Source organism: Embleya sp. L77, assembly GCF_055557415.1.
This window is the reverse complement of record NZ_CM145709.1, coordinates 2530022-2545381: the sequence shown is the minus strand read 5'-3', so window position 1 is coordinate 2545381 and position 15360 is coordinate 2530022. Positions and strand designations below refer to the sequence as shown.

Genomic DNA, 15360 nt, shown 5'->3' with positions numbered 1-15360 from the left:
AACGTGCGTACCGCCTGTCGGCCGACCCCCGGCTGTCGTGGGCCGGGTCGGCGCTTTGCCGACGCGCACCCGTGCGGGCGATCGGCGCCCCCGAGGTTGCGATCCGCCCGCCGCACCCGGGGCCGTCGCATCTAATGTGACGGGTTCTAGTCTGGAGATGGCCGGCGGGACAGTCGGTTGACGCGGGGAGGGTAAGTGGCACAGACCGGGGGCACGCGCGGCCGGATCGTCGGCGGGCGCTACCGGTTGGGCACCATGCTCGGCCGAGGCGGCATGGGCACGGTGTGGCGTGCCGTCGACGAGATGCTGCACCGAGACGTCGCGATCAAGGAGTTGCGGCTGCCGGACCACCTCGACGACGAGGAGAAGGAACTCGCCCGCGAGCGCACGCTGCGCGAGGCGCGCGCGGCCGCCCGGATCGGTCACCCCAACGTGATCACCATCCACGACGTGGTCGAGGACGGCGGCATCCCGTGGATCGTGATGGAGCTGGTCGAGGCCCAGTCGCTCGCCGAGATTTTGGAGACCCAGGGCACGCTGACCCCGGCGGATGCCGCCGAACTCGGTCTCAAGGTGCTCGACGCGCTGCTCGCCGCCGACGCGAAGGGCGTGGTGCACCGCGACGTCAAGCCCGCGAACATCCTGGTCACCACGCACGGGCGGGTGGTGCTCACCGACTTCGGCATCGCCACCGCGACCGGCACCGCCACGCTCACCACGACCGGCATGCTGGTCGGCTCACCGGACTTCCTGGCGCCCGAACGGGCCGAGGGCAGACGGCCGTTGCTCGCCGCCGACCTTTGGTCGTTGGCGGTCGTGCTCTACATGGCGGTGGAGGGCCGGAACCCGTTCCGCCGGGGCACGATGATCAGCACGTTGAACGCGATCCTGACCGACCAGGCCGATCCGCCCCGGCACGCGGGCGCGCTCGAAGCGGTGATCGACGGCTGGCTGATCAAGGACCCGGACCAGCGGATGGGCGCCGAGGAGGGGGCCCGGATCCTGCGCGAGGTGGCCGCCTCGACGCCGTCCCGGCAGTTCGACGCGGTACCGCCGCCGCCCACGCACAGCCTCGGGGCGCCGGAGCAGCCGACCACGCTGGCCGGGGCGTACGACCCGCACCAGCACGCGCAGCCGGGATCCGAGAGTGGCGCGGCCCAGCACCCGGGCGGCAACACCCCTCCCAGCGCGTGGTCGCAGCCGGGGTATTCGCCCGCCGACGCGGGAGCGTCGGCGACCCGCACCGCCTCGATGGCCGGCGCGCCGCCGCATCCGCCGCAGACCCCGCCGGAGCCGTATCGTCCGGTGCCCGAACCCCGTCGCCGCGACACCGGTCGCGTCGTCGCGGTCGTGGCGCTCGTGGTCGCGCTGATCGTGGGCGGGGTCGTGGTGGGGATCCTGGTCACCAAGGACGACGGCAAGGACGACACGGCCGCGAATCCGACCGCGCCGCAGACGGGCGCGCCGATCCCGCCGGGCCAGTCGTCCGGCCCCACCACGTCCACCGGCGCGTCCGTGGTGCCGCCGGCCCAGCCGCCGTCGCCGGGCAGTTCGAGCGGCGGCACGGCCGCGCCGGCCGCACTGCCGGGCTATGTGTGGACCAGGGACCAGATGGGCTTCAGCCTGTTCGTGCCGACCGGCGCCAAGCGTGAGGTGACCGGGGTGGAGAAGGACCAGATCGACTACCGCACCGCCGACGGCAAGGTGTTGATCCGGATCGGCCTGACCAAGGTCGGCGGGAACCCGCTCGCCAACTTCCGCACCAACGAGAAGAACTTCAAGTCCGTCTACTCGACGAGCTACAACCAGATCCAGCTCAAGGACTACGCCGGATATCGGCCGGGCTGGCAGGCGGCGGTCTGGGAGTTCACCTGGACCGGCGACCCGCTCGCCACCGGCACCAAGAAGCCGGCGCACGCGATGGACCTGGGCATCGTCACCGACAAGAACACCGACTACGCGATCTATGTCGCGTCGTACGAGACCGACTGGACCAAGGCCCACGAGGCGTTCCAGAACGTCGCGAGCTACTTCCAGCAGAACTGAGCCGTTTCCGGCAGACCGAGCGGCCTGCCGGCGGACCCGAGCCGGCGATCCGCACGAGCGGTGGACGGGATTGATGGATCGACCCGGACGGGAGATCGGCGGAATCGGACGGTCGCCGGCATCCCGCGCGCGGCGCCGATCGCCGAATCATCGGATCCGGCGGGGTACCGTGCGAACTACCCGACCCACCCGGAGGTACCCGTGAGCCCGCAGTTCCCCGACCCCATCGACGTCGACGTGATCGTGCTCGGTCTCGGCGTCGGCGGGGAGGCCGTCGCCGGCAACCTGGCCGAGGCCGGGCTGGAGGTCGTGGGCATCGAGGACGGCCTGGTCGGCGGCGAGTGTCCGTACTGGGGCTGCATCCCGTCCAAGGCGATGGTGCACGCGGCCGATCTGGCCCGGTTCGAGGCGCGGCCGGACTGGTCGAAGGTCGCCGCGCGGGTGCGCGAGCTCACCGCCGACTGGAATGACCAGGCCGCCGTGGACCGGCTCGTGGACAAGGGCATGACATTCGTGCGCGGCGCCGGCCGGATCACCGACGTGGACACGGTCGAGGCGACCGGCGCCGACGGCGTCGTGCGGCGCTTCCGGGCCCGGCACGCGATCGTGGTCGGCACCGGCACGAAGGCGTTCGTCCCGCCGATCGAGGGCCTGGCGGACACCCCGCTGTGGACCAATCGCGAGGCGATCGAGGCGGATGCGGCACCGCGTTCGCTCGCGGTGCTCGGCGGCGGCGCGATCGGTCTGGAACTGGCCCAGGTGTTCGTCCGGTTCGGCACGGACGTGACGATCGTGGAGAACGGCGACCGGGTGCTGGCCGTCGAGGATCCCGAATCCTCGGACCTGGCCGCGTGGGCGCTGACCGAGGACGGCGTGCGGATCCACCTGGGGGTGCGGGCCGAGCAGGTCGCGCACGACGGCAAGATGTTCACGCTCTCGCTGTCCGACGGGCGCACGATCGAGGCGGAGAAGCTGCTCGTGGCCACCGGCCGCCGGGTGGACCTGGTCGCCCTCGGCGCCGAGGCGCTCGGCGTCGACCCGCACGCGCACGCGCTGCCGGTGGACGGGCAGTTGCGGGTGCGGCCCGGTGGCGAGCCGCCGGCGGTCTGGGCGGTCGGCGACGTCACCGGACAGGGGGCGTTCACCCACGTGGCGATGTACCAGTCGGCCATCGTGACCAAGGCGATCCTGCACAAGACCGGCCGCGGTGCGGCGGGTCCCGACGCGGACCACAGCGCGCTGCCGCGGGTGACGTTCGTCGACCCGGAGATCGGCGCGGTGGGCCTGACGGAGCATCAGGCCCGGGCCGCCGGCCTCACCGTGCGGGTCGGCATCGCCGATCTGGCCGCCTCCTCACGCGGGCACATCACCGGTGCGCGGGGTTTCGTGAAGGTGATCGAGGACGTCGACCGGGGTGTGCTCGTCGGCGCGACCGCCGCGGGTCCGGCCGGCGGCGAGATCCTGGGCGCGCTCGTGGTGGCCGTGCGCGCGGCGGTCCCGGTGGCCACGCTGCGGGACATGATGTACGCGTATCCGACCTACCACCGCACGATCGAATCGGCGCTGGCGGATCTCGCCACGGACTGAGCACGGCGGGGCGGGCGGGGGCTTTCGGCGGGTCCTTGTTACCGGAAGCGGGCGTCCTTGTAGCCGGAAACAGGCGGCCTTTGCTACCGGAAGCGGGAGGTCCTTGTAGCCGGAAACAGGCGGTCCTTGCTACCGGAAACGGGCGGTTCTTGTTACCGGAAAGTAGTGCTGTCTACGCTGGCGCCATGACGGACATCGCAGCGCCCGCAGCAGCAGCACCCATCGACCTGCCGAGCCTGCCCGTCGAGCGGCTCGCCCGGCGCGTGGTGACCGGCCCCGTGCCGACCATGGTGACCACCAGGAGTCCGTTCGACGGGTCGCCGATCGCCGAGCTTCCCGAGTCCACGCCGGAGAACGTCACCTCCGCGTTCGCCCGCGCGCGGCTCGCGCAGACCGCGTGGGCCAAACGTTCCGTGCGTGAGCGGACGGCGGTGTTCCTGCGCTTCCACGACAGGGTCCTGGAGCGTCAGTCGGAGATCCTGGACATCATCCAGACCGAGACCGGCAAGGCGCGCAAGCACGCGTTCGAGGAGGTCCTGGACGTCGCGCTGTGCTCGCGGCACTACGGCCGGCGGGCCGTGGGCTATCTGCGCGAGCGCCGTCGCGCCGGGGCACTGCCGGTGCTGACGAAGGCGATCGAGGTGCGGCACCCCAAAGGCGTGGTCGGCCTGGTCTCGCCGTGGAACTACCCGCTGGCGCTGTCCATCGGCGACGCGATTCCGGCGTTCATCGCGGGCAACGCGGTGGTGATGAAGCCGGACACGCAGACCGCGCTGACCGCGCTGTGGGCCCAGGACGTGCTGATCGAGTGTGGCCTGCCCGAGGACCTGTGGCAGATCGTGCTCGGCGACGGCCCGGTGGTCGGCACCGCGGTGGTCGAGGGCGCGGACTACGTCGGCTTCACCGGCTCCACCCGCACCGGCCGCGAGGTGGCCCAGCGGGCCGCCGCCCGCCTGGTCGGCGCGTCGCTGGAACTGGGCGGCAAGAACGCGATGATCGTGCTGGCGGACGCTGATCTGGACCGGGCCGCGGAGGGCGCGGTGCGCGCGTGCTTCTCCTCGGCCGGCCAACTGTGCATCTCGATCGAGCGGATGTACGTGCACGCCGACATCCACGACGCGTTCCTGGACCGCTTCCTGGCCCGGATCCAGACCATGCGGCTCGCGGCCGGCTACGCGTGGGACACCGACATGGGCTCGCTGGTCTCGCGCCGCCAGCTGCAGGCGGTCACGCGCCATGTGGACGAGGCCCGGGCGGCGGGTGCGCGAGTGCTGATCGGCGGCACCGCGCGACCGGACCTGGGGCCGCTGTTCTACGAGCCGACGGTGCTCGCGGACGTCACGCCCGAGATGGCGGTCTGCGCCGAGGAGACGTTCGGCCCGGTGGTGTCGGTGTACCGGTTCACCGAGGAGGAAGAGGTCGTCACCCGCGCGAACGAGACCGCGTACGGGCTCAACGCGAGCGTGTGGACGCGGAACACCCGACACGGCGGCGCGCTCGCGCGGCGGCTGCGTGCGGGCACGGTGAACGTCAACGAGGGCTACGCGGCGGCCTACGGCAGTGCGGGTGCGCCGATGGGTGGCATGGGCGACTCCGGGCTCGGTCGGCGGCACGGCGCCGAGGGCATCATGAAGTTCACCGAGGCACAGACCGTTGCGACCCAGCGGCTGTTGCCGATCGCGGCGCCGTTCGGGATGAGCGACGAACAGTGGGCGCGGTCGCTGACCCTGTCGCTGCGGGTGATGAAGGTGCTCGGGGTGCGGTAGCGCTTCGCTTGGGGTGGGGTTTTGTGCCCGCCCACCCGCCCGTTGCGTGAGGTGGGAGGGTTGCGGATTTCGGGCGGGGGTGGGCGGACCGGGGCCTCGTGGCCAGGGGCGGGGGTGCCTGTCCCCTTCGGGGCCACGGTCGGACGGCTGCTCCGCGCCGGGGTGCCTGGCCCCTACGGGGCCACGGTCGGATGGCTGTTTCGGGCCCCGTAGGGGCCAAGCAGCCCGGTGCGGAGCAGCCGTCCACCCGTGGCCCCGAAGGGGACAGGCACCCCGACGCGAGCGGCCGCCCAAGCACCCGGGTGCGGAGTCGCCGCCCCAACCGTGGCCCGCAGGGGACAGGCAACCCGGACGTGCGTACGCCACCTTGGGAGTCACGGTCGGCAGGCTGTTTCGTGCCCGGGTGTCTGTCCGCTGGGGGTCACGGGTCGGCCCGTTGCGTCGTGCCAGGCTGGGCGTTTCCTTGGGGTCGGGTGCTTGTGTTGTGGGCGGTTCGGTGTTTGGGGGCGTGGGGGGCGGCTCGCGGGGCGTGGGGGTGCGGAAGGGTGAATTCCGGGCCGTGGGCGGGGGTGAAGTGGGTGATGCCAAGTCGGGACAAAGTGACATTTATCGACCGGTTAATGATCATCATTTGCGCTAACCGGACGCCTTTGGCTCGGGTTCGCGGTTCGGCGGAACCGCCGATGCGGGGCGGGAATCCCGCTACTCTTGGCGCTGCCGGCGGCAATGGCGTGAAAGATCCGCTTCGCGGGGAATGAGGCACGTCGGAGGTCGGTGCGTTCGGGGGCGATCCACGGATCGGCCCAAGGCGCGGCGGCCGGTGTCGAGCGTCCTCGACACCGGCCGCCGGCGGGGTTGTGACCGGTTGCTGTCCCCTGCGTCCCGGTCACGACACCAACGCGAGGTCCCACGGCGCACTGGTTGAGCGCGCCTCATCGCGTCGGCGGCCTTGCGTTGCCCGGCCCGCGCATCAAGCGGGCCGGCCATCAGTCACAACGACCGCCGACGCGGTGAGGTTACGCCTGGGGGCGGACCCGGCCGCGACACAGCTCCAGAAGCGTCAGCGCCACGGTCGTCCCGGGCTTGCCCAACCCCTCGCGGTAGCGGGCGATGACCTCCATCTCGCGGGTCAACTGCACGCGCGCGCCGCCGGACGCGACGCGGACCCGCTGGATCTCCGCGGAGGTGTCCACCCGCTCGGTGATCAGCGCGATGATCCGTCGGTCGAGATCGTCGATGCGGGCCCGGCCGGCGCCGATCACGTCGTCGGGGGTCTGCGGGTTCGTGGTGGTGTCTTTCATCGATGGCCTGCTCTCCGGAGGGGGTCCGTGCTCCGGGGCGCCGAAGGGAAACGCGAAGACGCCCCGGGTACGGACCCGGGGCGTCTTCGTCTGCCTGTGGCTGTGCTCGTTCAGGCGGTGACGGTGGCGCCGGGGATCCCGGTGCCATAGCTAAAGCTGCGCGTCACGTCGAACGAGGACATGGCGCCAGTATGCCGAACCCGCCGGCGCGGACACCAGCCGGGGTCACCCGCGCGACGCCGGTAGAATCGGCATCCACCCCTTTTTTCGCTTCGCCGGAAGGCCCCTCGTGACCTTTGCCAGCCCGGACGGGGGCGGCACCGAGACCGTCCTCGTCGTCGACTTCGGTGCCCAGTACGCCCAGCTCATCGCCCGCCGGGTGCGCGAGGCGCGCGTGTACAGCGAGATCGTGCCGCACAGCATGCCCGTGGCGGACATGCTCGCGAAGCGGCCGGCCGCGATCATCCTGTCCGGCGGCCCCTCCTCGGTGTACGCGGACGAGGCGCCCAGCATCGACCCGGCGCTGTTCGAGGCCGGCGTCCCGGTGCTCGGGATCTGTTACGGCTTCCAGGCCATGGCGCAGGGTCTGGGCGGCGTGGTCGAGAAGACCGGTCTCGCCGAGTTCGGCGCGACGCCGCTGACGGTGACCGGCACGACGAGCACGTTGTTCGACGGGCTGCCCGCGGACCTGTCGGTGTGGATGTCGCACGGCGACTCGGTCTCCGGTGCGCCGGCCGGCTTCGCGGTCACCGCGACCAGCGCGGGTGCGCCGGTCGCCGCGATCGAGAACGACCGGGCGCGGCTGTACGGCGTGCAGTACCACCCCGAGGTGATGCACAGCGAGCACGGCCAGGCCATCCTGGAGCGCTTCCTGAAGGTGGGCGCCGGGCTCGCGGCGAACTGGACGATGGTCAACATCGTCGAGGAGCAGATCGAGCTGATCCGCGAGCAGGTCGGCGACAAGCACGTGATCTGCGGTCTGTCCGGCGGGGTGGACTCCGCGGTCGCCGCGGCGCTGGTGCAGCGCGCGGTCGGGGACAAGCTCACCTGCGTGTTCGTGGACCACGGTCTGCTGCGCAAGGACGAGCCCGAGCAGGTCGAGCGCGACTACGTCGCGGCCACCGGCGTCTCGCTCAAGGTGGTGAACGCGCAGGAGCGGTTCCTGACCGCGCTCGCCGGGGTCACCGACCCCGAGGAGAAGCGCAAGATCATCGGGCGCGAGTTCATCCGGGTGTTCGAGCAGGCCGCGGCCGAGGTGGTCGCCGAGGCCGGCGCGCACGGCGAAGAGGTCGAGTTCCTGGTCCAGGGCACGCTGTACCCGGACGTGGTGGAGTCCGGCGGCGGCACCGGCACCGCGAACATCAAGTCGCACCACAACGTCGGCGGACTGCCCGAGGACCTGCAGTTCAAGCTGATCGAGCCGCTGCGCAAGCTGTTCAAGGACGAGGTGCGCGCGGTCGGCGAGCAACTGGGCCTGCCGTCCGAGATCGTCTGGCGCCAGCCGTTCCCGGGCCCGGGGTTGGGCATCCGGATCATCGGCGAGGTCACCGCCGACCGGCTGGAGATCCTGCGCGAGGCGGACGCGATCGCTCGTGAGGAGTTGTCCCGCGCGGGCATGGACCGGGAGATCTGGCAGTGCCCGGTCGTGCTGCTCGCGGACGTGCGCTCGGTGGGTGTGCAGGGTGACGGCCGCACCTACGGTCATCCGATCGTGTTGCGCCCGGTGTCCTCCGAGGACGCCATGACGGCCGACTGGTCGCGCCTGCCCTACGACCTGCTGGCCCGGATCTCCAACCGGATCACCAACGAGGTCCGGGAGATCAATCGGGTCACGCTGGACGTCACCAGCAAGCCCCCGGGCACCATCGAGTGGGAGTAGTCCCACCGTCGGATCGCACGTGTTCGCCGCCGGCCCCCGCCCGATCCCGGGCAGGGGCCGGCGGCGTTCGCGGGGTTCGCCGAGACCCTGCCGAGGAGCCGGCGGGACGCCTTGTGCGGCACCGGGGTTGACGCCGCATCAGGTGTTCGATCGACAAACCGTGCGATCCCTCGACCGGGCCCGTGCGACCCCCCTCGGATGCGGCACAATGTGCCGCTGAACGAGCTCGTTCGTATGTGGTGGTGGGGAGGGCGTGGCGAAGTGGCGCACGGTGTCGGTGTGCACGGACCGGACTGTCATTGCGTGGTCCGGGAGGAATACCGCAGGACCGTCGCCGATTTCGAGACGCTGAGGCGGGCCCTGGCCCGCAAGGAGGGCGTGCCCTCGGCCGTCGCCCACTCCGACGGCGGCGCACGCCAGTGGATCTCCGACGAACTGCGCGGCAAGGCCCAGGAGTTGGCCGCCGCACGCCGGGCCCAGGGGCGGGCGTGGCTGCAAGTGCTGGGCGGGCGCGCGCTGATCGTGCTGTGGCTCCTGGTCGCCGTGCTGGTCCTGGTCCAGGCGCTCACCGCGATCGGCGCCGGTTGGACCGGCGCGCGCACCGCCGGGATCGTGGCCGCCGTGGTGGTGGCGGGAGCGCTCAGCGTGGTCGGGTGGGCCGCCCGGACGAGCGGTGGCGTGTTCGCGCCCGTACGCGGCCTGGACGGCCGCCTGTCCACCTCCAAGGCGGTCGCGGCGCTGTGGATGGTGGCGCTGATGTACTGCTTCGCCTTCCTGGGCATGCGGCTCGCCTCGGCCTCCGGGGACGGCGAGCGGGACCGACTGCTGGATCGACTCGGCAACGTCGCCCTGGACCAGATCACCCTGGTGGCCGCGCCGCTGCTGGCCGCGGTCGCGGTCCGGCGCATCGTCGGCGACAAGGTCGGCCGGCGGGTGCTGCAGAAGCTGCGCGCCGACCAGGCCTCGCTGCGCGACCTGGTCACCGACGACGCGGGCCGGGCCTCCTTCGTGGACGCGCAGTACGTCCTGGTCAACCTGGTCGCGGTGGGCTTCGTGGTGGTCGGCCTGGCCCGCGACCCGGACCGGCTCCCGGACATCCCGGCCACGCTGGTCGCGCTCGCCGTGGTCTCGGTGGTCACCTACCTCGCGGGCAAGCTGGCGGAGAACGACCGCCCGGTGATCCTGTCCGTGGTCCGCGTCCGCTCCCGCGGCGACCTGGACTCCGCCGTCCGCCAGGGCGACGACATCGAGGTGCGCGGGATCAACCTCGCCGCGGGCGGCTCGCACGAGGCGGACCTGCTCGCGCGGGTGGTGGTCAAGTTCGGCGCGGTGCACGTACACGTCCCGCTGATTCCGGCCGACATCGGCTTCGCCAACCCGTCCGACGCGTGCGTGGTCGTCCCGGTCCCGGTCGACGTCGAGCCCGGTCGGGTGGAGCTGTGCGTGGTCTCGGCATCCGGGGTGGAATCGGCGCCCTACGAGATCCAGATCACGGCCTGAATCCGCCGGACCGGGCAGGCCCGGTTTCGTGCCGACCGGATGCGCGTGCGGGCCGGGCCGAGTGCATCGGCCCGGCCCGCACGCGCATTCGACGGGGTCTCGCCGCTACAACTTCTGCACCGGCGCGTACCGCAGCAGCAGGGTCTTCTCGCCGCCGGCGCCGAAGTCGATCGTGGCCTTGGCCTTGTCGCCGGCCTCGGCGGTGGAGACCACCGTGCCCAGGCCGAACTTGTCGTGGGTGACCCGGTCGCCGGGGGACAGCGCGACGATCGGCCGTTCCTTGATCTGCGCGCCCTTGCCGAAGCCGCCGCGCGAGCCGACGGTCGACTTGGTCGCGGACAGCGCCTTGGCCGCCGACGGGGACGTGCCGCGCCAGTCGACCAGCTTCTCGGGCAACTCGCCCAGGAAGCGCGACGGCGGGTTGTACGACGGCGCGCCCCACGCGCTGCGCATCTTCGCGAGCGTGACGTAGAGCCGCTCACGGGCGCGGGTGATGCCGACATAGGCGAGCCGGCGCTCCTCCTCCAACTCCTTCGCGTCGCCCAGCGAGCGCATGTGCGGGAAGACGCCGTCCTCCAGGCCGGTCAGGAACACCGTGGGGAACTCCAGGCCCTTGGCGGTGTGCAGGGTCATCAACGTGACCACACCGCCGTCGTCGCCATCGGTGGGGATCTGGTCGGAGTCCGCCACCAGGGAGACCCGCTCCAGGAAGTCGGCCAGCGTGCCGCCGCCGCCCTCCTGGGCCTGGGCCTGTTCGAACTCCAGTGCAACCGCCGCGAGTTCCTGGAGGTTCTCGATTCGGGTCTCGTCCTGCGGATCGCTGGACGCCTGCAACTCGGCCAGGTAGCCGGTCTGTTCCAGGATCGCCTCCAGCACGGTGGCCGGACCCGCGCCGCCGTCCACGACCGCGGTGAGGTCGTCCAACAGCTGGACGAAGCCCTTGACCGCGTTGGCGGAACGCTTGGCCAGGCCCGGCGCGTCCTCCGCGCGACGCAGCGCCTGGGCGAACGGGACCCGGTCGCGGGCGGCGAGCACGTCCAGGCACGCCTCGGCCCGATCCCCGATGCCGCGCTTGGGCACGTTCAGGATCCGCCGCAGCGAGACCGTGTCGTCCGGGTTGGCCAGCAGTCGCAGGTAGGCGAGCACGTCGCGGACCTCGCGGCGCTCGTAGAAGCGCACGCCGCCGACGACCTTGTACGGCAGCCCGACCCGGATGAAGACTTCCTCGAACACCCGGGACTGGGCGTTGGTCCGGTAGAACACCGCGACCTGCCCCGGCCTGGTCTTGCCCGCGTCGGTGAGCCGGTCCACCTCGTCCGCGACGAACTGGGCCTCGTCGTGCTCGTCGTCCGCGACGTAGCCGACGATCGGGGTGCCCGCGCCGGCGTCCGTCCACAGGTTCTTCGCGCGCCGGTTGCTGTTGCGCTCGATCACCGCGTTGGCCGCGCTCAGGATGGTCTGCGTGGAGCGGTAGTTCTGCTCCAGCAGGATGGTCTTGGCGTTCGGGTAATCGGCCTCGAAGTCGAGGATGTTGCGGATGGTCGCGCCGCGGAACGCGTAGATCGACTGGTCCGCGTCACCCACCACGCACAACTCGGCCGGTTCGATCTCGGCGAGACCGGCCTCGGCCGGGTTGACCAGGTCGCCGTCGATCGTGCGCCGCGGACCGCTGCCCGCCGCGCCGCCGACCAGCTCACGGACGAGCATGTACTGCGCGTGGTTGGTGTCCTGGTACTCGTCGACCAGCACGTGCCGAAAGCGCCGCCGGTAGTGCTCCGCGACGTCCGGGAACGCCTGGAGCAGGTGCACCGTGGTCATGATCAGGTCGTCGAAGTCCAGGGCGTTGGCCTGGCGCAGCCGCTCCTGGTACATGGTGTACGCCTGCGCCAGTATGCGCTCGGTCTCGTTGATCGCCTTCGCGGCGAAGTCCTCGTGATCGATCAGCTCGTTCTTGAGGTTGGAGACCTGCGCGTTGAACTTGCGCGGCGGGAACTTCTTCGGGTCCAGGTCCAGGTCGCGACAGACCATCGCCATCAGCCGCTGCTGATCGGCCGAGTCGTAGATCGAGAACGACGAGCTCATGCCGAGTTTCTTGTACTGCTGCCGCAGGATGCGCACGCACGCCGAGTGGAACGTGGACACCCACATGGCCTTGGTACGCGGCCCGACCAACGCCTCGACCCGCTCGCGCATCTCGGCGGCGGCCTTGTTGGTGAAGGTGATCGCCAGGATCTCGCCGGGATGCGCACCGCGGGCCGCGAGCAGGTGGGCGATCCGATGGGTCAGCACGCGGGTCTTGCCGGAGCCCGCGCCGGCCACGATGAGCAGCGGGGACCCTTCGTGCACGACCGCGGCGCGTTGTTGCGGGTTCATCCCGTCGAGCAGCCGCGCCGGATCCACGACCGGGCGCGGGGCGCCGTTGCGGTAGTAGGCGTCGCGCGGTTCGGGGGGCGGCGCGTACTGCCCCTCGTACAGGTCGTCCGGATAGTCCTCCGGCAGGCCGTACACGTGGTTGTCGTCCGGCTCGGGCGGCAGCGGGATGTCGTCCGCGGGGCCCGTGGGGGACTTCTTGGCCGCGGTCTCGAAACCGGGCAGGGGGATGTCGTCGAAGAGGCTGCTCATCGTTCCCCGAGTCTAGGTGGGTAACAAGCGAGTCGTGCTCGGCCCTTTGTACGGAGCGGAGATCATGGCGCCGGCGACGGGTTGTCCCGCCGTCGGATCGATCGGACCAAGGGAGTACATCGTGCTGGACGATCGCGACGTGGAGCGGGTCCTGGTGCTGGCCGCGCATCCGGACGACATCGACTACGGGGCGGCGGGGACGGTGGCGACCTGGACCGAGGCCGGCATCGAGGTGAGCTATTGCCTGGTCACCGACGGGGACGCGGGCGGCTTTGACCCGGCGGTGCCGCGATCCGAGATCGGCGGGATCCGGCGGGCCGAGCAGAGCGCGGCGGCGGCGCACGTGGGAGTGCGGCAGCTGTACTGGCTCGGTTACCCGGACGGGCGGCTGGCCGCGACCTTCGAGCTGCGGCGCGACATCACCCGGGTGATCCGGCAGGTGCGTCCGCAGCGCATGGTGATCCCGAGTCCGGAGCGGGACTGGGCCCGGCTCGCGCCCAGTCACCCGGATCATCTGGAGGCGGGCGAGGCGGCGATGCGGGCGATCTATCCGGACGCCCGGAACCCGTTCGCGCACCCCGAGCTGCTGGACGTGGAGGGGCTGAAGGAGTGGACCGTGCCGGAGACGTGGTTGTCGCCGACACCGGCGCCGGACCACGCGGTCGAGGTGAGTGCGGTGTTCGAGCGCAAGATGGCGGCCCTGCTGTCGCACGCGAGTCAGACGAGCCATCTGTCCGGGCTGCGTGCGGAGGTCACGACGATGCTCACCCGCAATGCCGAGCGGTTCGGCTTGGGCGCGGGACGGATGGCCGAGGTGTTCCGGGTGATCGACACCCGTTAGGGCGGGTCGGCTGGGTTCCCCGGGCTTGGCGGGGTCTCGGGTCCAGATGAGCGCGACGGCGAGGTTCGGCGCGGTCGACAGGCCGAGTGCGCCGAGCATCCTCGGGACACCCGTGCCGCGGCGGCCCGCCTCGGACCGACAGCAGAATGACCGGTTGACGTCGATCCTGGCGTTGTCCGTGTCCTTGTCCGGGACTACTCGGACAGGTCACATACGAATAATTGCTGGCAAATCTCCCCAAGATCGACTTTCGGGAATCCGCGCGCTTTTCCCGTGATACGCGGAGAAGGAAACGGTGGTTTCGGTAAAGTTTTGGCAATGCGGCGGCTGATGATGATGGTCCTGACACGCCTGTGACTAGTGTTCTGCGACAGGCGATCGGCTCGACGTCGGCCACCCGGTCGACACGATCACCTCCGCCGAATTCGGGGACGCGTTCAGGTGACGGTGGGTAACCATCGTTGACGATGCGAAGCCGGAACCGGGGACCCTTGCAGTCCCTGGGGTGAATCGGTGCTCCGGCACCGTAGGGCGCCTTCTTCCGCCCGAACCCGTCAGCTAACCCGGTAGGCGGCCGAGGAAGGAGACTCGCCACCAGTGGCGTCCCAACGTCGACCCGGGCAGCACCGCAAGCCCAAGCCGCGCACCGCCGCGCGTACCGCAGCGACCGTAGTGACGGCCGCCGCGACGATGACCGGCGTGATGACCTTTGCCGGCACCGCGAGCGCGGACCCCGCCGCATCCTTCGAGCAGGTCAAGCAGCAGGTCAACCAGCTGCACAGTGACGTGGTCAAGGTCACCGACGTCGCCAACGGCGTCGAAGATCAGCTGGAAAAGAAGCAGGTCACCGCGAACCAGACGCAGGCTCGCGTCACCGAGGAACAGGTCGCGCTGAACGCTCTGCGTGACCAGATCGGTGTCCTGGCGGCGAACCAGTACCGCAGCGGCGGCCTGCCGCCGTCGTTGTCACTGGCGCTCAGCGGCGACCCCGAGGGTTACCTGCAGAAGTCGCAGATGATGTCCCAGCTCGACGGTCAGCAGGCCGCCAAGCTGAAGCAGATCGCGGCGCAGGCCCGGGTTCTCCAGCAGGACCGCACCGAGGCCTCCTCGCAGCTGGCCGAGCTGGAGAAGCTGCGGACCGAGCTGAACAAGAACAAGACCGAGATCCAGGCCAAGCTCGCCGAGGCTCAGCGGCTGCTGAACACGCTCACCGAGCAGCAGAAGAAGGAAGTCCTCGACTCGGACGAGCACGAGGGCGACACCACGCGCGGCAACGACCGCAGCTCGCGGGACAAGGAGGACACGCCGCCGGCGACCAACGTCCCCGCGTCCGGCCGGGCCGCGGCCGCGATCGCGTTCGCGCGGGCCCAGATCGGCAAGGCGTACGTGTCGGGCGCCGAGGGGCCCAGCTCCTACGACTGCTCGGGGCTGACCCAGGCGTCGTGGAAGGCCGCAGGCGTCAGGTTGACCCGCACCACCTGGACCCAGGTCAACGACGGTCCACGGATCGCCAAGGGCTCGCTCCAGCCGGGCGACCTGGTGTTCTTCTACTCGGACAACCGGCACGTGGGCCTCTACATCGGCGGCGGCAAGATCATCCACGCCCCGCGTCCCGGCAAGACCGTGACCGAGGCGCCGCTCGACTCGATGCCGTTCTACGCGGCGATTCGACCCGGGTAAATCCACCGGCCGCCCGAAAACCTCAACGGCGCCCTCCCGCGGATTCGTTCCGCGTGGAGGGCGCCGTCGTGTGTGTCGGGTGCGGCGGTCGCTCGGACCACCCACCTGCGGTCGCTCGCCTCGGCGGGTCGGCTCGTG

Annotated in this window: 9 protein-coding genes and 1 riboswitch; of the genes, 7 read left to right on the top strand and 2 right to left on the bottom strand. The window is 71.0% G+C overall.

Features of this window, described 5'->3' with window-relative positions; genetic code table 11:
• Positions 1–195 precede the first annotated feature (195 nt).
• The 3 genes from ACZOOI_RS10425 to ACZOOI_RS10415 all read left to right on the top strand — a co-directional run bounded on the left by ACZOOI_RS10425 (position 196) and on the right by ACZOOI_RS10415 (position 5399).
• Positions 196–2046 carry a serine/threonine-protein kinase gene (locus tag ACZOOI_RS10425; protein WP_465280436.1) on the top strand — a complete coding sequence of 617 codons (1851 nt, stop codon included), beginning with the start codon at positions 196–198 and terminating at the stop codon, positions 2044–2046.
• Between the two features lie 201 nt (positions 2047–2247).
• Positions 2248–3633 carry a dihydrolipoyl dehydrogenase family protein gene (locus tag ACZOOI_RS10420; RefSeq protein ID WP_465280435.1) on the top strand — a complete coding sequence of 462 codons (1386 nt, stop codon included), beginning with the start codon at positions 2248–2250 and terminating at the stop codon, positions 3631–3633.
• 185 nt (positions 3634–3818) lie between these two features.
• Positions 3819–5399 carry a succinic semialdehyde dehydrogenase gene (locus tag ACZOOI_RS10415; protein WP_465280434.1) on the top strand — a complete coding sequence of 527 codons (1581 nt, stop codon included), beginning with the start codon at positions 3819–3821 and terminating at the stop codon, positions 5397–5399.
• A gap of 1016 nt (positions 5400–6415) precedes the next feature.
• Here ACZOOI_RS10415 and ACZOOI_RS10410 read toward each other — a convergent pair.
• Positions 6416–6700 (bottom strand): chorismate mutase, encoded by a 285-nt coding sequence (locus ACZOOI_RS10410; RefSeq protein WP_465280433.1) that lies wholly within the window; start codon positions 6698–6700, stop codon positions 6416–6418.
• A 289-nt stretch (positions 6701–6989) separates the two neighbouring features.
• On the opposite strand from ACZOOI_RS10410, the gene guaA reads away from it, so the two are divergent.
• Positions 6990–8579: a glutamine-hydrolyzing GMP synthase gene (gene guaA, locus ACZOOI_RS10405; RefSeq protein WP_391585354.1), complete on the top strand. Its 1590-nt coding sequence runs from the start codon at positions 6990–6992 to the stop codon at positions 8577–8579.
• Positions 8580–8882: 303 nt separating this feature from the next.
• A complete protein-coding gene (locus tag ACZOOI_RS10400; protein ID WP_465280432.1) occupies positions 8883–10079 on the top strand; it encodes a hypothetical protein in 1197 nt (398 codons plus the stop codon).
• A gap of 105 nt (positions 10080–10184) precedes the next feature.
• Here the strand turns inward: ACZOOI_RS10400 and pcrA are convergent, their stop codons facing one another.
• Positions 10185–12701: a DNA helicase PcrA gene (pcrA, locus tag ACZOOI_RS10395; RefSeq protein ID WP_465280431.1), complete on the bottom strand. Its 2517-nt coding sequence runs from the start codon at positions 12699–12701 to the stop codon at positions 10185–10187.
• Between the two features lie 121 nt (positions 12702–12822).
• Here pcrA and ACZOOI_RS10390 point away from each other — a divergent pair, with 121 nt between their 5' ends.
• Both ACZOOI_RS10390 and ACZOOI_RS10385 read left to right on the top strand, forming a co-directional pair.
• Entirely contained in the window at positions 12823–13542 is a 720-nt protein-coding gene (locus tag ACZOOI_RS10390) for a PIG-L deacetylase family protein (RefSeq protein WP_465280430.1), read from the top strand.
• A 452-nt stretch (positions 13543–13994) separates the two neighbouring features.
• Positions 13995–14130: riboswitch (cyclic di-AMP (ydaO/yuaA leader) on the top strand.
• A gap of 9 nt (positions 14131–14139) precedes the next feature.
• Positions 14140–15222 carry a C40 family peptidase gene (locus tag ACZOOI_RS10385; RefSeq protein ID WP_465280429.1) on the top strand — a complete coding sequence of 361 codons (1083 nt, stop codon included), beginning with the start codon at positions 14140–14142 and terminating at the stop codon, positions 15220–15222.
• Positions 15223–15360: the final 138 nt, after the last annotated feature.

Coding starts and splice junctions, on each gene's coding strand:
- ACZOOI_RS10415 (WP_465280434.1), top strand. CDS start 3,819: ATGACGGACATCGCAGCGCCCGCAGCAGCAGCACCCATCGACCTGCCG.
- ACZOOI_RS10410 (WP_465280433.1), bottom strand. CDS start 6,700: ATGAAAGACACCACCACGAACCCGCAGACCCCCGACGACGTGATCGGC.
- pcrA (WP_465280431.1), bottom strand. CDS start 12,701: ATGAGCAGCCTCTTCGACGACATCCCCCTGCCCGGTTTCGAGACCGCG.